Annotated in this window: 16 protein-coding genes; 7 read left to right on the top strand and 9 right to left on the bottom strand. The window is 67.8% G+C overall.

Features of this window, described 5'->3' with window-relative positions; all coding sequences use genetic code 11:
- Nucleotides 1-16 precede the first annotated feature (16 nt).
- The 8 genes from BVI061214_RS07540 to BVI061214_RS07505 are packed head-to-tail and all read right to left on the bottom strand — an operon-like array spanning nt 17 to nt 6191.
- Entirely contained in the window at nt 17-1054 is a 1038-nt protein-coding gene (locus BVI061214_RS07540) for a polyamine ABC transporter substrate-binding protein (protein ID WP_053767872.1), read from the bottom strand.
- Nucleotides 1051-1830, bottom strand: a complete 780-nt coding sequence (locus BVI061214_RS07535; protein WP_053767871.1) for an ABC transporter permease — start codon at nt 1828-1830, stop codon at nt 1051-1053. The genes BVI061214_RS07540 and BVI061214_RS07535 overlap by 4 nt, the downstream gene beginning before the upstream one ends.
- A complete protein-coding gene (locus BVI061214_RS07530) occupies nt 1827-2687 on the bottom strand; it encodes an ABC transporter permease (protein WP_053767870.1) in 861 nt (286 codons plus the stop codon). The genes BVI061214_RS07535 and BVI061214_RS07530 overlap by 4 nt, the downstream gene beginning before the upstream one ends.
- Nucleotides 2680-3747 carry an ABC transporter ATP-binding protein gene (locus BVI061214_RS07525; protein ID WP_003045921.1) on the bottom strand — a complete coding sequence of 356 codons (1068 nt, stop codon included), beginning with the start codon at nt 3745-3747 and terminating at the stop codon, nt 2680-2682. The genes BVI061214_RS07530 and BVI061214_RS07525 overlap by 8 nt, the downstream gene beginning before the upstream one ends.
- A 38-nt stretch (nt 3748-3785) precedes the next feature.
- The gene (gene rodA, locus BVI061214_RS07520) at nt 3786-4865 is read right to left on the bottom strand and encodes a rod shape-determining protein RodA (RefSeq protein WP_053767869.1); all 1080 of its coding nucleotides are present in this window, start codon (nt 4863-4865) and stop codon (nt 3786-3788) included.
- Nucleotides 4865-5086, bottom strand: a complete 222-nt coding sequence (gene minE, locus BVI061214_RS07515) for a cell division topological specificity factor MinE (protein WP_003045924.1) — start codon at nt 5084-5086, stop codon at nt 4865-4867. Before minE ends, rodA begins: the two co-directional genes overlap by 1 nt.
- A complete protein-coding gene (gene minD, locus BVI061214_RS07510) occupies nt 5086-5889 on the bottom strand; it encodes a septum site-determining protein MinD (protein WP_053767868.1) in 804 nt (267 codons plus the stop codon). The genes minE and minD overlap by 1 nt, the downstream gene beginning before the upstream one ends.
- Complete coding sequence (locus BVI061214_RS07505; protein ID WP_053767867.1) at nt 5886-6191, bottom strand: winged helix-turn-helix transcriptional regulator; 306 nt, start codon at nt 6189-6191, stop codon at nt 5886-5888. Before BVI061214_RS07505 ends, minD begins: the two co-directional genes overlap by 4 nt.
- Nucleotides 6192-6236: 45 nt before the next feature.
- Here BVI061214_RS07505 and BVI061214_RS14045 point away from each other — a divergent pair, with 45 nt between their 5' ends.
- Genes BVI061214_RS14045 through BVI061214_RS07495 form a run of 3 tightly spaced genes read left to right on the top strand, consistent with a single transcriptional unit; the run spans nt 6237 to nt 8305 of the window.
- Entirely contained in the window at nt 6237-6368 is a 132-nt protein-coding gene (locus tag BVI061214_RS14045; RefSeq protein WP_282953994.1) for a hypothetical protein, read from the top strand.
- A 9-nt stretch (nt 6369-6377) separates the two neighbouring features.
- A complete protein-coding gene (locus tag BVI061214_RS07500) occupies nt 6378-7922 on the top strand; it encodes an acyl-CoA mutase large subunit family protein (protein ID WP_053767866.1) in 1545 nt (514 codons plus the stop codon).
- A gap of 2 nt (nt 7923-7924) precedes the next feature.
- Complete coding sequence (locus BVI061214_RS07495; RefSeq protein WP_053767865.1) at nt 7925-8305, top strand: nuclear transport factor 2 family protein; 381 nt, start codon at nt 7925-7927, stop codon at nt 8303-8305.
- A 52-nt stretch (nt 8306-8357) separates the two neighbouring features.
- Here BVI061214_RS07495 and acs read toward each other — a convergent pair whose 3' ends face one another.
- Nucleotides 8358-10304: an acetate--CoA ligase gene (gene acs / locus BVI061214_RS07490; protein ID WP_053768613.1), complete on the bottom strand. Its 1947-nt coding sequence runs from the start codon at nt 10302-10304 to the stop codon at nt 8358-8360.
- 129 nt (nt 10305-10433) lie between these two features.
- On the opposite strand from acs, the gene BVI061214_RS07485 reads away from it, so the two are divergent.
- The 4 genes from BVI061214_RS07485 (at nt 10434) to BVI061214_RS07470 (ending at nt 16964) form a co-directional block, all read left to right on the top strand.
- Nucleotides 10434-12968 carry an AMP-binding protein gene (locus tag BVI061214_RS07485; protein ID WP_053767864.1) on the top strand — a complete coding sequence of 845 codons (2535 nt, stop codon included), beginning with the start codon at nt 10434-10436 and terminating at the stop codon, nt 12966-12968.
- Nucleotides 12946-14829 carry an acetate--CoA ligase gene (locus BVI061214_RS07480; RefSeq protein WP_053767863.1) on the top strand — a complete coding sequence of 628 codons (1884 nt, stop codon included), beginning with the start codon at nt 12946-12948 and terminating at the stop codon, nt 14827-14829. The genes BVI061214_RS07485 and BVI061214_RS07480 overlap by 23 nt, the downstream gene beginning before the upstream one ends.
- A 195-nt stretch (nt 14830-15024) precedes the next feature.
- Nucleotides 15025-15282: a DUF4212 domain-containing protein gene (locus BVI061214_RS07475; RefSeq protein WP_003045941.1), complete on the top strand. Its 258-nt coding sequence runs from the start codon at nt 15025-15027 to the stop codon at nt 15280-15282.
- An 11-nt stretch (nt 15283-15293) separates the two neighbouring features.
- On the top strand, nt 15294-16964 hold the full coding sequence (locus tag BVI061214_RS07470; protein WP_053767862.1) for a sodium:solute symporter family protein: 1671 nt from the start codon (nt 15294-15296) through the stop codon (nt 16962-16964).
- Nucleotides 16965-16966 lie beyond the last annotated feature (2 nt).

Raw genomic sequence — 16966 nt, 5'->3', positions numbered from 1 at the left:
GCCTCCTCCTCAGCCTTTAGCGGGCCTTGACCTCGGTCCAGACCCGGTCGTAAAGGGCGATCTCGGGACCCAGGTCCTTCAGGTACTCCAGCCTGGCCCGCACCTCCTCCGGGGGGAAGACGGCGGGGTCTTGGCGCATCTCCTCGGGTAAGAGGGGGATGGCCTGGGCCACCGAGGTGGCGTAGCGGGTGTAGGCGGCGAGCTCGGCGGCGTTTTCCGGCCTCAGGAGGAAGTCTATGAAGCGGTAGGCCAGGTCCTGGGAAGGCCCCCGCTTGAGGACCACCAGGGCGTCGGTCCAGATGGTCCCCCCTTCCTTGGGGATGACGTAGCGGAGGCGCTTGTCCTCCTGCCGGGCCTGGAGGACGTCCCCGGAGTAGGCCAGGGAGACCGCGGCGTCCCCACCCAGGATGCGGTTCAGGGCCTCCACCCCCCCGGCGAAGCCCACGGAGCGGGCCTTGGCGGCGATGAGGAGCTCCTTGGCCTTCTCCAGGGCCTCTGGATCGGTGGTGTTGACCGAGTAGCCCAGGTACTTGAGGGCGGCCCCGATGGTCTCCCGCATCTCGTCCAGGAGGAGGAAAGGGCCCACCTGGGCCTTGGGGTCAAAGAGGACGGCGTAGGAGTCCACAGGGCCCCGCACCAGGTCCTCCCGGTAGGCCAGGCCCGTGGTACCCCAGAGGTAGGGGACGGAGTGCTGGAGGCCGGGGTCGTAGGGGGGGTCCTGGAAGAAGGGGTCCAGGTTGGCCAGGTTCTTGAGCTTCCCCTTGTCCAGAGGGGCGACGAGGCCCTCCCGGGCCATCTGCAGGACGTAGTAGTCGGGGGCCACCACCAGGGAGAACTCCCGGTCGGCCCCCGCCTTCAGCTTGGCCAGCATGGCCTCGGGGGACTCAAAGGTGTCCAGGACCACCTTGGCCCCGGTCTCCCGCTCAAACTTCCTGACCAGCTCCTCGGGGATGTAGTCGGCCCAGTTGAGGAAGTAGAGGGTCTCTACCTCCGCCCGCTTGGGGCAGGCGGTGAGGAGGAGGGCCAAAAGGAGAAGGGAAAACCTTGCGATCATATGCGCCTCCGGCTAAGAGCATACCCCAAGGCCAGGAAGAAGGCGGAAAGGCCCACCAACAGGGTGGAGAGGGCGTGGACCTTGGGGCTCACGCCCAGCTTCACGCTGGAGTAGATGTAAAGGGGCAGGGTTGTGGCCCCGGGCCCGGCGGTGAAGAAGGTGACCACAAAGTCGTCCAGGGAGAGGGTGAGGGCCAGGAGAGCCCCGGCGGCCACGCCAGGCCAGGCCAGGGGCAGGGTCACGTAGAGGAAGGTCTGGAGGCCCCTGGCCCCCAGGTCCCGGGCGGCCTCCTCCAGGGCCGGGTCCAAAAGGAGAAGCCTCGAGCGCACCACCAGGGTCACAAAGGCCACCTGGAAGGTGATGTGGCCCAGGATCACCGTGAGGAGGGAAAGCCGGGGAAATCCGAGAAGCTCCCGGGCGAAGGCGAAGAGGAGGAGGAGGGAGACCCCCATGACCACGTCGGGCACCACCACGGGGATGTAGAGGAGGTAGGTGAGGATCCCCCGGCCCCAAAAGCGGTAGCGCACCAGGCCCAGGGCCAAAAGGGTGCCCAGCACGGTGGAGACCAGGGTGGAGGTGAAGGCCACCACCAGGGTGTTGAGGAAGTACTCCAGGACCCTGGGGTCCTGGAATAGGGCCCGGTACCAGTCCAGGGTGAAGCCGGTGAAGCGCACCCCCCGGCGGCTCTCGTTGAAGGAGAGGGCCGCGATGACCAGGATGGGAAGGTAAAGGAAGAGGTAGACCAGAAGGGCGTGGAGGGAGAGAAGCCGCCTCATACCAGGTCCTCGAGGCCCCGTTCCCCCTGGAGCCTCCGGTAGAGGTAGAGGGCCAGGAGAACGAAGGCCATCAGAAACACGCTCAAAGCCGCCCCGAAGGGCCAGTCCCGGGTCAGGCCGAACTGCTGCTGGATGAGGTTGCCGATGAGGACCACCCGCCCCGCCCCCAGGAGGTCCGCCACCACGAAGGTCCCCATGGCGGGGATGAAGACCAGGACGCTTCCGGCGAAGAGGCCGGGGTAGGTCTGGGGGAGCACGGCGTGAAGGAAGGCCCTAAAGGGCCTCGCCCCCAGGTCGTAGGCGGCCTCCAGAAGCTGCCAGTCCACGCGCTCCACGCTGGCGTAGACGGGCAGGACGAAGAAGGGCAGGAAGGTGTAGACCGTGGCCAGGATCACCGCGGCGAAGGAGGGGTAGAAGGCGTAGGGGCCAAGGCCAAAGGCCAGGAGGAGGGCGTTCAGAAGCCCCTCTTTCTGCAACAGGACCAGCCAGGCGTAGACCCGGATGAGGAAGTTGGTGAAAAAGGGGATGAGGAGGAGGAGAAGGAGCAGGTCCCGCCTGGGGTGGCGGGCGATGTAAAAGGCCAGGGGGTAGCCGAGGAGGGCGGCCAACAGGGTGGCTAGGGCCCCCACCCAGAGGCTCTGGGCGAAGGCCTCCAAGTAGGGGGCCTCCAAAAGCCTCAGGTAGTTGTGGAGGCCCAAAGGCCCCAGGAGCTCCCCGTAAGGCCCCCGGCGCATAAGAGAGGCCAGGAGGACGAGGAGCGTGGGCAGGAGAACGAAGAGGAGGAGCCAAAGCCCCCCGGGCCCCACGGTCACCAGGACCCGGAGGAGGCGCTGCCGGGGGGTCGCCGCCTCATTCATGGATCACCACCAGGTTCTCCGGGGGGAGGTAGCAGATAACCTCTTCCCCGTAGGCGAACTCCTCGGAACCGGGCTCTTGCAGGTCCTGGTTCAGGGTGTAGGCCAGAAGCCGCACCTCCCCCGCCCGCAGGTAGTACTGGTTTTCCGCCCCTGTGTAGACGATCTCCTCCACCTGGGCCACGACCAGGTTCTCCCGGGGCGGGGTCGCCCCCTTGGGGTAGAGGCGGATCTTCTCGGGCCGGATGACCAGAAGGGCCTCCCGCTCCAGGGGGGACTTAAGGCGAAGGGGGCCCAGAGGGGTCTCGGCCCCCAGGGGGTGGGGCCGGGCGGGAAGGAGGTTGGATCGGCCCAGGAAGTCGGCCACAAAGCGGTTTTTTGGCCTTTCGTAGACCTCGTCGGGGAGGCCCACCTGCTCCACGCGCCCCGCGCGCATGACGGCGATGCGGTCCGACATGACCAAGGCCTCCTCCTGGTCGTGGGTGACGAAGACGAAGGTGGTGCCAAGGCGCCTCTGGAGCTGCATGAGCTCCACCCTGAGCTCTTGGCGGAGCTTCAGGTCCAAAGCGGAAAGGGGCTCGTCCAAAAGGAGGACCTGGGGCTCCAGGACCAGGGCTCTTGCCAGGGCCACCCGCTGCTTTTGCCCGCCGGAAAGCTCCCTGGGGTAGCGGCCCTCGAGGCCCAGAAGGTCCACCAGCTCTAGGGCCCAGGCTACCTTTTTGCGGATCTCACCTTGGGGAAGCCCCTTCATCCTGAGGCCGAAGGCGATATTCCCCGCCACGGTCATGTGGGGGAAGAGGGCGTAGTTCTGAAAGACAGTGTTCACGGGCCGCTCATAGGGGGGAACCCCCGCCATGTCCTTCCCCCCGATCAGAACCCGGCCAGCGTCCGGGGTCTCAAAGCCGGCGAGGAGCCTTAAAAGCGTGGTCTTGCCGCACCCCGAGGGCCCGAGGAGGCTGAAAAACTCACCCCTCCTGATCTCCAGGTCCACCCCGTCCAAGGCCACCACTTCCCCGTACCGCTTCCGCACCCCCTCTAGGCGCACCAGAGCGTCCCCGGCCACGGGGTAAGTTTAGCAACCCCGCCCCTCCCTGCAAGCCCCTAGGGCTCGGCCCGGTCCCGGTGCACCAGGAGCACGAGTCCCAGGGAGAAGAGGGTGGCCATGAGGCTGGACCCCCCGTAGGAGAAGAGGGGCAGGGTGAGGCCCGTCACCGGCACGACCCCCAGGGCCACCCCCAGGTTGACCAGGACCTGGAAGCCCAGCATCCCCCCCACCCCGGCGAGGAAGAGGCGGTCGGCGAACCTGGGGCACTCCAGGGCCAGGGCGAGGATTCTGAGGACGAGGAGGGCGTAAAGGGCCAGGAGGGCCGCCACCCCCACGAACCCCCACTCCTCGGCCCAGACGGCGAAGACGAAGTCCGTGTGGCGGAAAGGGACGAAGCCCAGCTGGGTCTGGGTCCCCTGGCCGTATCCCTTGCCCAAAAGCCCCCCGGAGCCGATGGCGATGGTGGACTGGATGACCTGAAACCCCTGGCCCAGGGGGTCCCGGTAAGGGTCCAGGACGATGAGGACCCGCTCCCGCTGGTAGGGCTTGAGGTTGGGCCAGACCAGGGTGGGCACCAGGACGGCCAGGGCCAGGGCCGCCAAGAGGAGGTGCTTCCAGGGTAGCCCCCTCACCAAGAGGACGGCGAAGACCCCGAAGAGGACCACCAGGCTCCCCCCGAGGTCGGGCTGGAGGAGGAGGAGGGCCACCACGGGCAGGGTGAGGAGGCCGGGAAGGACGTAGTCCCAGACCCTTCGGACGGGGCGGTCTTCCAGAAGCCGGGCCAGGGCCAGGACCAGGCCCAGCTTGGCCAGCTCTAAGGGCTGGAACTGCAAAGGCCCCAGGACGAACCAGGCCTTGGCCCCGTTGATCTCCCGCCCCACCAATAGGACCAGGACCAAAAGGGCCAGGGAAAGAGCGTAAAGGGGATAGGCCAGGGCGAAGACCAGGCGGCGGGAGAGGAACTGGACCCCCACTGCCAGGCCCAGGCCCAGGAATAGGGCGAGAAGCTGCCGGGAGAAGAGGCTTGGGTCCGGCAGGGCGCTTCGCAGGTTGAAGAGCCCCAGGGCCAGGATGGCCAGAACCAGGGCCACCAGGCCGAAATCGTAGGCCAGGAGGTTGGGGCGCCTCAGGACCATCACTTGAGGGGGATGTCGGCCATGAGGACCATCTTCTCCCCCCGCTCCTCCAAGGCCACGGAAAGGCCCTCCTCCTGGGCGGGGAAGTAGCGGCGGAGGACCTCGAGGAGGTCCCGCTTCAGGTTCTCCACCATCCCCGGCGACAGCTTGGCCCGGTCGTAGGCCAGGACCAGCTTGAGCCTCTCCTTGGCCTTCTCCTTGCTCCCTTTACGCCACCACATCAGCGCCCTCCAAAGAGCCTGCGCAACACCGCCATGAGCCCCTGGGCCTCGTCCACGCTCCTAAAGGGCACCTCTTCCCCGTGGACGCGGCGGGCGGTGTCCATAAAGGCGATGGCGGCGGGGCTTGTCCCCTTGAGGACCAAAGGCTCGCCCTGGTTGGTGGAGACGAGGACCTGCTCGTCCTCGGGGATGATGCCGATGGGCTTCAGGCCCAGGATCTCCACCACGTCTTCCACCGAGAGCATGTCCCCCCGGGAAACCATCTTGGGCCGCAGGCGGTTGATGACGAGGAGGTTTTCCCGGATCTCCCGGGCCTCCAGGAGGCCGATGATGCGGTCGGCATCCCGCACGCTAGCGACCTCGGGGTTCACCACCACCAAGGCCCCCTCCGCCGGGGTAGCCGCCGTCTGGAAGCCCTTTTCTATCCCGGCGGGGGAGTCTATGAGGACCCGGTCAAACCCCTCCTCTTCCAAAAGGTGGCGCACCAGCTCCTGGAAGCGCACCGGGTCCAGGGCCTCCTTGTCCTTGGTCTGGGAGGCGGGGAGGAGGTAGAGGTTCTCCACCCGCTTGTCCCGGATGAGGGCCTGGCGCACCTTGGCCCGGCCCTCCAGGACGTCAATGAGGTCAAAGACCACCCGGCCCTCGAGGCCCATGACCACGTCCAGGTTCCTGAGGCCCACGTCCACGTCAATGACCGCCACCTTCTCGCCCAGCTTGGCCAGACCGGCCCCCAGGTTGGCGGTGGTGGTGGTCTTCCCCACCCCACCTTTGCCCGATGTCACCACGATGGCTCTCGCCTTCACCGCTTAACCTCCTCGGAATCCAGGGTCTCCTCCAATGCGCGGAGAAACTCCAGTACCCGCTTACCCCGGGCGGTCAGGGTGTATTCTACCCGGGGCGGCACCTCGGGGAAGGCCCGCCTCTCCACGAAGCCCAGAAGGTGATACTCCCGAAGCCTCTCCGCCAGGGTCCGGGGGGAGAGGAGGAGGTAGGCCTGCAGATCGGAAAAGCGGGAAGGCCCCCGGCCCAGGGCCAGAAGGATCTCCGGGGCCCCCCGCCGGGCCAGGACCTTGAGGACCTTGCGGGCGTTCTTGGAGAGGGCCATGGCCTAATGCTATCAAAAGGGAAAGCGTGGGGCTACAATGGGGGCGTGAAGGAGGCGAAGCCCGACTGGAAGGACTTTCTGGCCATGGTCCTAGCCCTCTATAGCCTCCTCCTCCCGCCCCTTCTCCTCATCTTGGGCCTCCTCTTCCTCTTCCTTCTCCTCCTCCGCCTCCTGTAAAACTAGGGCATGGAAGGCCTCTTTGAGTCCCTGCCCGAAGGCTACCGGGAAAAGCTGGGCCGCCCGGGGGAGTACCCCTTCACCCGGGGCATCTACCCCAGGATGTACCTGGAGAGGCCCTGGACCATGCGCCAGTACGCCGGCTTCTCCACCGCCGAGGAGACCAACGCCCGCTACCGATACCTCCTGGCCCAGGGGCAGACGGGCCTCAGCGTGGCCTTTGACCTCCCCACCCAGCTGGGCCTGGACCCCGACCACCCCATGAGCGTGGGGGAGGTGGGGCGGGTGGGGGTGTCCATCGCCACGCTGGCGGACATGGAGAAGCTCTTCCAGGGCATCCCCCTGGACCAGGTCTCCACCAGCATGACCATCAACGCCCCCGCCATGATGCTCCTGGCCCTTTACCTCCTGGTGGCGGAGAAGCAGGGAGTCCCCTGGGAAAAGGTCTCGGGCACGGTGCAGAACGACATCCTCAAGGAGTACTTCGCCCGGGGCACCTACATCTACCCGCCGGGCCCCTCCATGCGGCTCGTGACCGACATCTTTGAGTTCTGCAGCCAAAAGGTGCCCCGGTGGAACACCATCAGCATCTCCGGTTACCACATCCGCGAGGCCGGGGCCACCGCCGCCCAGGAGATCGCCTTCACCCTGGCGGACGGCAAGGCCTACGTGCGGGCGGCTTTGGAACGGGGCCTGGACATTGACCGCTTCGCCCCCAGGCTCTCCTTCTTCTTCGCCGCCCACAACGACATCTTTGAGGAGGTCGCCAAGTTCCGGGCGGCGCGGCGCCTCTGGGCCCGCATCATGCGGGAGGAGTTCGGGGCCAAGGACCCCAAAAGCTGGATGCTCCGCTTCCACACCCAGACCGGGGGCTCCACCCTGACCGCCCAGGAGCCCCTGAACAACGTGGTGCGCACCGCCTACCAGGCCCTGGCCGCCGTCCTAGGGGGCACGCAGAGCCTCCACACCAACGCCTACGATGAGGCCCTGGGCCTGCCCACGGAGAAAAGCGCCCTCCTGGCCCTGAGGACCCAGCAGATCCTGGCCTACGAGAGCGGGGTCACCCGGGCCGTGGACCCCTTGGGAGGGAGCTTCTACGTGGAGCACCTCACCGAGGCCCTGGAACGGGAGGCGGAGAGGCTCCTCGGGGAGATAGAGGCCCTGGGGGGCGCGGTGGCCGCCGTGGAGGCGGGCTACTTCCACCGGGCCATAGAGGAGTCCGCCTGGCAGTTCCAGAAGGAGGTGGAGGAGGGCAAGAGGATCATCGTGGGGGTCAACCGCTTCCAGGACCCAAAGAGCCCCCTCAACGAGCCCGTCCCCGTCCAGCGCATAGACCCCGAGCTCCACGAGAAGCGCAAGCGGGAAGTGGCCGAGTTTAAGCGCAACCGGGACGGGGAGAGCGTCCGGGTGGGCCTGGAGAACCTGAGGCGGGCGGCGAGGGGAAGCGAGAACCTCTTTCCCTATGTGCTGGAGGCCTTCCGGCGCCGGGCCACCCTGGGCGAGGTCTGCGGGGTCTTGAGGGAGGAGTGGGGGGAGTACCAGCCCGGGAGGTGAGGATGGAAGAGGCGCTTTGGGCCTTTCTGGAAAGGCACCTCAAGAGCATCTACGACGGCGACCCCGAAGGGTATAAGGCCACCACCCACGAGGAGCTATCCCTTTACGAGTGGTTCGTGACCCCCCACCGCTTGGACGGCCTCCCCTTCCACCTCTTCATGACGGAAAGGCGGTGGGCCACCCGGGGCCGCCCCTACCGGGTGGACCTCCTGGAGCGGCGCCTGCAGCTTTACGGCGACGTGGCCATCTTCAGCTACACCCTCCTCCTCACCGTGGAGGAGGAAGGGGGCCTCAGGCACACCGCCGTCAACGAGAGCCGGGTGGCCGTGCGCTTTCCCGAGGGGTGGAAGGTGGTCCACGTCCACAAGAGCCCGGCCCAGTAGAACCGCCCCATCCTGGCGCAAGCCAGGATGGGGGCCCCGGTAGGCCTGAGGCTTAGGAGCCCTGCTTCAGCCTCTCCACCACGGAGCGGTCCTCGAGGGTGGAGGTGTCCCCCTTGATCTCCTGCTCCCCGGCGGCGATCTGCCGCAGGAGGCGGCGCATGATCTTGCCGGAGCGGGTCTTGGGCAGGGCGTCGGTGAAGCGCACCTCGTCGGGGCGGGCGATGGGGCCGATGACCTTGGCCACGTGGGCCTTGAGCTCCTCCCCCAGGGCCCCGGAGGGAGTGTGGCCCTCCTTCAGGGTGACGAAGGCCACGATGGCCTCTCCCTTCAGGGGATCGGGCCGGCCCACCACCGCCGCCTCGGCCACGGCGGGGTGGGAGACCAGGGCCGACTCAATCTCCATGGTGCCAAGCCGGTGCCCGGCCACGTTGAGGACGTCGTCCACCCGGCCCAGGATCAGGTAGTAGCCGTCCTGGTCGCGCCTGGCCCCGTCCCCGGTGAAGTAGACCCCGGGGTGCTGGCTGAAGTACTGCTGGATGAAGCGCTCCGGGTCCCCCCAGACGGTGCGGAGCATGCTGGGCCAGGGCCGGGTGATGCAGAGGTGCCCGCCCTCGTTGGGGTTCTCCACGGGCCGGTGCTCGGAGTCCAGGATCTCCGGCCTGATGCCGAAGAAGGGCTTGCCGGCATGCCCGGGCTTCATGGCGTGGGCCCCGGGCAGGGTGGTGATCATGATGCCCCCGGTCTCCGTCTGCCACCAGGTGTCCACGATGGGGCAACGCCCCTTGCCGATCACCTGGTAGTACCAAAGCCAGGCCTCGGGGTTGATGGGCTCGCCCACGGTCCCGAGAAGGCGGAGGGTGTCCAGGCGGTGCTTTAAGGGCCAGTTCTCCCCCCACTTCATGAAGGCCCGGATGGCGGTGGGGGCGGTGTAGAAGATGGTGACCCCGTACTTGTCCACGATCTGCCAGAAGCGGTCGGGCTCGGGCCAGTTGGGGGCCCCCTCGTACATGACCGTGGTGGCCCCGTTGAGGAGAGGGCCGTAGACCACGTAGGAGTGCCCGGTGATCCAGCCCACGTCGGCAGTGCACCAGTACACGTCCTCGTCCTTGAGGTCAAAGACCAGCTTGGTGGTGTAGTAGACGTAGGTCATGTACCCGCCCAGGGTGTGGAGGACGCCCTTGGGCTTCCCGGTGGAGCCCGAGGTGTAGAGGATGAAGAGGGGGTCTTCCGCCTCCATGGGCTCGGGGTCCGCCCGGTCGGAGACCACCTCCATGAGCTCGTGCCACCAGTGGTCCCGGCCCGGGGTCATGGGCACCTCCTCCCCGGTGCGGCGCACCACCACCACGTGCTCCACGCTGGGGGTCTCCTTCAGGGCCTCGTCGGCGTTTTGCTTGAGGGGGACGATGCTCCCCCGGCGGTAACCCCCGTCGGCGGTAATGAGGACCTTGGCCTCGGCGTCCTTGATGCGGTCCGCCAGCGCCCCCGAGGAAAAGCCCCCAAAGACCACGGAGTGCACCGCCCCGATGCGGGTACAGGCCAGCATGGCGATGGCCGCCTCGGGGATCATGGGCAGGTAGATGGTGACCCGGTCCCCCTTCTTGACCCCCAGGCGCTTGAGGACGTTGGCGAACTTCTGCACCTCCCGCCAGAGGTCGTGGTAGGTGAGGACCCGCTCCTCCCCCGGCTCCCCCTCCCAGATGAGGGCGGCCTTGTTTTTGCGCCAGGTCCCCAGGTGGCGGTCCAGGGCGTTGTAGGAGAGGTTGGTCCTGCCCCCCACGAACCACTTGGGGTGGGGCAGGTCCCCCTCCAGGACCTTCTGCCAGGGGGTGAACCAGTGGAGCTCCGAGGCCACCCGTCCCCAGAAGCCCTCGGGGTCCTCGAGGCTCTCCCGGTAGAGCCTTTCGTACTCCTCCTCGCTCCCGATGTGGGCCTGCTTGCGGAACGCCTCGCTAGGGTAAAAGACCCGCTCCTCCTTGAGCACACCCTCAATCCGGTCCATAGGTCCTCCTTCGCTTTCCGAGGATAGGCGGCCCGGGCCCACGGGGTCAAGAAAAAGGGGGTTTGCGAAATGGCGAAAAATCTCCCTTTTCTTGACAGCGGGCCTTTTCCCTCGGGAAGATGGGGCCAGATGCCGCGGCGAAAGGGGCTTTCCACGGTGCAGGCGGCCCTGCGCGTCCTGGCCTATCTGGCGGAGCACCCGGAAGGGGTGGAGGCCAAGGAGGTGGCCAGGCACCTGGGCCGGAGCCTCTCCGCCGCCTACGCCCTCCTCAACAGCCTGGTGGAGGAGGGCTTCGCCGTCAAAGGGGAAGGGCGGTACACCCTGGCCCGGGCCCGGCCCGCCCCTAAGGCCCAGGGCTTCCTGGAGGAGGCCCTGGAGGAGCTCTACCTGAGGACCCGGGAGCGGTGCTACCTGGCCCTCCTCACCCCGGAAGGGGTCCGGCTCAAGACCCGGGGGCGGCAGGGCCAGCCCAACCCCCTGGGGGAGACCCTGCCCCCCGAGGCCCACGCCCTGGCCCTGGGCAAGGTCCTCCTGGCCCACGGGGTCCTGCCCGTCCCCCCCCTCTTCCCCAAGACCCCCTACACCCTCACCGACCCCTTGGCCCTCGAGGCCGAGCTGGAGCGGGTCCGGGCCTCGGGGCTGGCGGTGGGGATGGAGGAGTACGCCCTGGGGATCTCCGCCCTGGCGGCCCCCCTCCTGGGCCCCAAGGGGGAGGTTCTGGGGGCTTTGGGGGTGGTGGTGCCCGCCCGGCGCTTCCCCTTCGCCTTCAGCCGCCTGGCCCGGGCCCTCTCGGAGGTGGCCCAGGTCTCCGCCCACCTGCCCGCCCCCGAGCCCCCTCCCCTCCCCCCGCCCGCCGAGGTGGGGCCCCAGGTGGAGGTGGTGGAGCCCCCTAGTGAGCTTTTGGAAAAGGCCAACCTCCAGGACTTCCCCGCCCTCTACCGCCAGAGCCTCGAGGACCCGGAAGGCTTCTGGGGCGACTTCGCCCAAGGGCTCCTTTGGGCCAGGCCCTGGGAGAGGGTGTATGACGCCGAAAGCCGGGCCTGGTTCCAAGGGGGCCTCACCAACGCCGCCCTGAACGCCCTAGACCGCCACCTCCCGGAAAGGAGCCAGCAGGTGGCCCTCCTCACCCTGGACGGGGAAGGGACCCTGGAGAAGTGGACCTATCGGGAACTCCACGACCTCTCCGCCCGCCTAGCGGGGGTGCTGAAGGACCTGGGGGTGGGTCCGGGGGACCGGGTAGCCCTCTACCTGCCCACGGGGGTGGAAGCGGCCATCGCCATGCTGGCCTGCGCCCGCCTGGGGGCGGTCCACATGGCCCTGCCCATGGGCCTGGGCCCCGAGGTCCTGCGCCAGCGGCTCCTAAAGGGCGAAGCCCGCCTCCTCATCGCCGCCGACGGGTACTACCTAAGGGGCCGGTTCGCGCCCACCCGGGCGGCGGTGGAGGCCGCCCTCTCGGGCCTAGACCTCCCTGTCCTCTGGCACCGGAGGGGCACCACGGAGTTTCTGGAACGGGCCATGGAGGGCAAGCCCCAGGAGGCCCTCCCCGTCCCCTCCTCCCACCCCCTCTTCCTCCTCCACACCTCGGGCTCCACGGGCACGCCCAAAGGGGTGGTCCACGGCCACGGGGGGTACATGGTGGGCGTGGCCTGGGCCCTGCGCCACCTCTTTGACCTGAAACCCGGAGAAGTCTTCCACACCACCGCCGACCTCTTCTGGATCGTGGGCCACTCCTTCGGCCTCTACGCTCCCCTCTTCCTCGGGGGGACGAGCCTCCTCTTGGAGGACCGGCCCGACCACCCCAGCCCCAGCGCCTTCTACCAGAGGCTGGAACGCCTGGGCGTGAGGGTCCTCCTCACCTCCCCCACGGTCCTCCGCACCCTACGCCGCCACGGGGAGGCCAGGCCCACGGGGCTAAGGCTCGTGGGCAGCGTGGGGGAAGCCCTGGCCCCCGAGGTCTGGCGCTGGACCAGGGAGAACCTGGCCTGGCCCCTGGACAACTGGTGGCAGACGGAGCTGGGAGCCCCGGCCCTGGCCACCCCCCTTCCCCTCCCGGCCAAGCCCGGCTTCGTGGGGGTACCCCTGCCCGGGGTGGAGGCCCGGGTAGTGGACGGCGAGGGACGGGTCCTGCCCCCGGGGGAGAGGGGCCACCTGGTCCTCCTACGGGCGGGGCCGGCCCAGCTGGTGGGCCTCCTGGGAGGGGAGAACCCCTGGCGGGGCGGGCTCTACCTCACGGGGGACCTGGCCCTCATGGACGAGGAGGGGTACTTCCGCATCCTGGGCCGCTCCGAAGAGGTCATCAAGCTGGGGGAGGCCAGGCTGGGCACCGCCGAGGTGGAGGCGGCCCTCCTCACCCACCCCCAGGTGGCCGAGGCCGCCGCCATCGGCCTGCCCGGGGAGGAGGGGGAGAGGCTGGTCCTCTTCGTCGTGCCCAGGACCAAGGACCTGCCCGAAGAGCTGAAGCCCCTTCTGGCGGAGAAGCTCAAGGCCCACCTCTTCTGCCACCTGGGGCCTTTGGGGCCGGTGGAGGTCTTCTTCACCGAAAGCCTCCCCCGCACCCGGAGCGGCAAGATCCTGAGGCGGCTTCTCAAGGCCGAGCTTTTGGGCGTGGACCCGGGGGACACCTCGGGGCTGGAGGATGGTTATGGCGGTGGAAAAGATTCTTAAGAGCGAGGAAAAGCTTTGGGCACCGGAGCACCTGAGGAAGGCGGCCAACCTCCAGGACTTCTATGGGGAGTACCGGCGGAGCCTCGAGGACCCCGAGGGCTTCTGGGGGGCGTGGGCCAGGCGCTTTTACTGGGAGAAACCCTTTGAGAGGGTCCTGGAGTGGAACCTGCCCGAGCACTGCTGGTTCTTGGGGGGCACCACCAACGCCGTGTACAACGCCCTGGAACGCAACGTGGAGCGGGGCCTCAGGAACAAGGTGGCCCTCCTCTACCTCTCCGAGGAAGGCCAAGAGGCCAAGCTCACCTACGGGGAGCTTCTGGACCGGGTGCGCCGCCTGGCCACGGCCCTGAAGGCCCTGGGGGTGGGGAAGGGCGACCGGGTGGTCATCTACATGCCCCTCACCCCGGAGGGTATCCTGGCCATGCTGGCCACCGCCTACCTGGGGGCCATCCACAGCGTGGTCTACGCCGGCCTCGGCGTGGGGGCCTTAAGGGAGCGGATTCTGGACGCCGGGGCCAAGCTCCTCATCGCCGGGGACGTGAGCTATAGGCGGGGCAAGGTGGTGGACCTCCGCTCCATCGCCGAGGAGGCCATCCGCGACCTCCCCCTCAAGGTGGTCTGGTTCCAGCGCCTGGGCAAGGCGGAGCTTCCCCCGGGGCACTACGACTTTGAGGAGCTCCTCTTCGGCCACCCGCCCGAGGCCCGGGCGGAGATGGTGGAGGCCGAGCACCCCCTCTTCATCCTCTACACCTCGGGCTCCACGGGAAAGCCCAAGGGCGTGGTTCACGTGCACGACGGGTACATGGTGGGCACTACCTACCACCTGCGCACCTTCTTTGACGTCAAGGACGACGACCTCTTCTGGGCCACCAGCGACATCGGCTGGATCGTGGGCCACTCCTACATCGTCTACGCCCCTCTCCTGGAGGGCATCACCAGCGTCCTGCGGGAAGGGGCCCCCGACTACCCGGACCCCGGGGCCATCTGGCGGGCGGTGGAGCGCTACCGGGTGAACGTCATGTTCACCGCCCCCACGGCGGTGCGCATGTTCATGAAGTTCGGCCCCGAGTGGCCGAGGAAGTACGACCTCTCCAGCCTTCGCCTCATCGCCGTGGCCGGGGAGCCCCTGAACCCCGAGGCCCTGCGCTTCGCCTACCAGCACCTGGTGGACGAGGGGAGGCAGGGCTTCGTGGCCGACAACTGGTGGCAGACGGAGCTGGGAGGCCCCACCCTGGGCACCCCCCTCACCCTCCCCGCCAAGCCCGGCTTCGCCGGGGTGGCCCTGCCCGGGGTGGAGGCAGCGGTGGTGGACGAGGCGGGGAGGCCCGTGCCCCCGGGGCAGGGCGGGCTTCTGGTCCTCAAGCGCCCCTTCCCCCACATGATGCGCACCGTCTGGGGCAACCACGACCGCTACCTGCAGTACTGGCGGGAGATCCCCGGCAACGTCTACGTGGCCGGGGACGTGGCCAGCCAGGACGAGGAGGGCTACTATAGCGTCCTGGGCCGGGCCGACAACGTCCTCAACGTGGCCGGGCACCGCATCGGCACCGCCGACGTGGAGAGCGCCCTGGTCTCCCACCCCGCCGTGGCCGAGGCGGCGGTGATCGGGGTACCCGACCCCGTCAAGGGGGAGGCCATCAAGGCCTTCGTGGTCTTGCGCCTGGGCCAGACCCCTTCCGAGGAGCTTAAAGACAGCATCGTCCAGCACGTGCGAAGGGAGCTGGGCCCCATCGCCACCCCGAGCGAGGTGGTCTTCCTGGACAAGCTCCCCAAGACCCGCTCCGGCAAGATCCTGCGGCGGCTTCTTAAGGCCCAGGAGCTGGGCAAAGACCCCGGGGACCTCTCCACCCTCGAGGAGTAGCGCCCAAACGGCCACCCCGCCGGGAAGCTCCGGTGGGGTTTTGTTTCTGGGAAACCGCCCCTTTAGCGCATAGCGAAAAAACCCCCGTTTCTTGACACCCTCCTCATGGGCCTCTAAGATGACCGCCACCAAACCGGGGTAAGGCAAATCCTACGCATCCCCAAGGCCCTATCCGGTTTGGCAAGGGAGGGAGCTATGGACGGAGGCAAGCTGGCGGAGTACTGGCGGAAGAACCTGGCCCTGATCCGGAACCTGCTGGTGATCTGGGCGGTGGTGGCCTATGGGCTCGGCATTTTGCTGGCCCCCGCTCTCAACAGCATCCGGCTCTTCGGCGGTCCGCCCTTGGGCTTCTGGATCGCCCAGCAGGGGGCCATCTGGGTCTTCATCGTCCTGATCTTCGTCTACGCCATTAGGATGCAGGCCTTGGACCGGGAATACGGCTTTGAGGACTAAGGGGGTAAACCGTGAGCGTTGAAGCCTGGACTTGGACCATTGTGATTCTCAGCTTTGCCCTTTACTTGGGCATCGGCTACTGGGCCCGGGTGCGGGAGACGGCGGGCTTCTACGTGGCGGGCCGGGGGGTGCCCCCGGTGGCCAACGGGGCCGCCACCGCCGCCGACTGGATGTCGGGGGCCAGCTTCATCTCCATGGCGGGCCTCATCTCCTTCCTGGGTTACGACGGGGCCGTCTACCTCATGGGCTGGACCGGCGGGTACGTCCTCCTGGCCCTCCTCCTCGCCCCCTACCTGCGCAAGTACGGCAAGTACACCGTGCCCGAGTTCGTGGGGGACCGCTACTACTCCAACCTCGCCCGGGTGGTGGCCATCATCAGCGCCCTGTTCGTTTCCTTCGTCTACATGGTTCCCCAGCTCAGGGGCGTGGGCATCGTCCTCTCCCGCTATTTGGGGGTGGATGTGGCCACGGGGGTCTGGGCCGCCGTCTTGGTCACCGCCTTCATCGCCGTGATCGGCGGCATGAAGGGGATCACCTGGACCCAGGTGGCCCAGTACACCGTACTCATCTCCGCCTACCTGATCACGGGCATCGCCCTCTCCAACCTCCTCACCGGCAACCCCATCCCCCAGCTCTCCTTCACCTTCAGCGACTTCGCCGTGCGCCTGAGCCAGCTCCAGGTGGAGCTGGGCTTCAAGGAGTACGTGGCCCCCTTCCAGAACCTCTCCGCCCTCAACGTCTTCCTCATCACCCTGACCCTCATGGTGGGGACCGCTGGCCTCCCCCACGTGATCATCCGCTTCTACACCGTGCCCAGGGCCTCGGACGCCCGCTGGAGCGCCGGCTGGGCCCTCCTCTTCATTGGCCTCCTCTACACCCCCGCCCCCGCCGTGGCCGTCTTCTCCAAGTACAACCTCCTCAACACCCTGGCCAATAAGCCCCTGGAGGAGGTGCGCCAGATCGACTGGGTGGCCAAGTGGGAGAAGACGGGCCTCCTCAAGTTTGAGGACAAGAACGGGGACGGCATCCTGCAGATGAGCGGCAACAAGGACGTCAACGAGGTCACCATTGACCGGGACATCATCGTCCTCTCCACCCCCGAGGTGGCCAAGCTGGCCCCCTTCATCGTGGGCCTGGTGGCGGCGGGGGGCCTGGCCGCCGCCCTCTCCACGGCCGCAGGCCTCCTGATCGTGATGGCCAGCGCCATCTCCCACGACCTCTACACCCGGATGATCAACCCCAACGCCTCCGAGGCCACCAAGCTCACCATCGCCCGGGTGGTCATCGCCCTGGTGGTGATCCTGGCCGCCCCCTTCGGCATCAACCCCCCGGCCTTCATCGCCCAGCTGGTGGCCTTCGCCTTCGGGCTTGCCGCCAGCACCTTCTTCCCCGCCATCCTCCTGGGCATCTTTGACCGGAGGATGAACATGCAGGGAGCGGTAGCGGGGATGATCGTGGGCCTGGTCTTCACCGCCACCTACATCGTGGGCACCAAGTACCTGGGCTGGCCCAACTTCATCTTTGGCATCACGGCAGAAGGCATCGGCGCCATCGGTATGCTCCTCAACTTCCTGGTGGCCTACCTGGTCTCCCGGGCCACCTCGTCCCCGCCCCAGGAGATCCAGAAGCTGGTGGACGAGATCCGCGTGCCCAAGGGAAGCGGGGCCGCCGCCGAGCACTAGGC

It is taken from the genome of Thermus aquaticus, from assembly GCF_001280255.1.
Lineage (GTDB): Bacteria > Deinococcota > Deinococci > Deinococcales > Thermaceae > Thermus > Thermus aquaticus.
This window is presented reverse-complemented; position numbering and strand designations above follow the sequence as displayed.

What these genes read in the sequence shown, in the direction of transcription:
- BVI061214_RS07540 (WP_053767872.1), bottom strand. Translation starts at nt 1,054, where the DNA reads ATGATCGCAAGGTTTTCCCTTCTCCTTTTGGCCCTCCTCCTCACCGCC.
- BVI061214_RS07535 (WP_053767871.1), bottom strand. Translation starts at nt 1,830, where the DNA reads ATGAGGCGGCTTCTCTCCCTCCACGCCCTTCTGGTCTACCTCTTCCTT.
- BVI061214_RS07530 (WP_053767870.1), bottom strand. Translation starts at nt 2,687, where the DNA reads ATGAATGAGGCGGCGACCCCCCGGCAGCGCCTCCTCCGGGTCCTGGTG.
- rodA (WP_053767869.1), bottom strand. Translation starts at nt 4,865, where the DNA reads ATGGTCCTGAGGCGCCCCAACCTCCTGGCCTACGATTTCGGCCTGGTG.
- minE (WP_003045924.1), bottom strand. Translation starts at nt 5,086, where the DNA reads ATGTGGTGGCGTAAAGGGAGCAAGGAGAAGGCCAAGGAGAGGCTCAAG.
- BVI061214_RS07505 (WP_053767867.1), bottom strand. Translation starts at nt 6,191, where the DNA reads ATGGCCCTCTCCAAGAACGCCCGCAAGGTCCTCAAGGTCCTGGCCCGG.
- BVI061214_RS07500 (WP_053767866.1), top strand. Translation starts at nt 6,378, where the DNA reads ATGGAAGGCCTCTTTGAGTCCCTGCCCGAAGGCTACCGGGAAAAGCTG.
- BVI061214_RS07495 (WP_053767865.1), top strand. Translation starts at nt 7,925, where the DNA reads ATGGAAGAGGCGCTTTGGGCCTTTCTGGAAAGGCACCTCAAGAGCATC.
- acs (WP_053768613.1), bottom strand. Translation starts at nt 10,304, where the DNA reads ATGGACCGGATTGAGGGTGTGCTCAAGGAGGAGCGGGTCTTTTACCCT.
- BVI061214_RS07485 (WP_053767864.1), top strand. Translation starts at nt 10,434, where the DNA reads ATGCCGCGGCGAAAGGGGCTTTCCACGGTGCAGGCGGCCCTGCGCGTC.
- BVI061214_RS07480 (WP_053767863.1), top strand. Translation starts at nt 12,946, where the DNA reads ATGGCGGTGGAAAAGATTCTTAAGAGCGAGGAAAAGCTTTGGGCACCG.
- BVI061214_RS07475 (WP_003045941.1), top strand. Translation starts at nt 15,025, where the DNA reads ATGGACGGAGGCAAGCTGGCGGAGTACTGGCGGAAGAACCTGGCCCTG.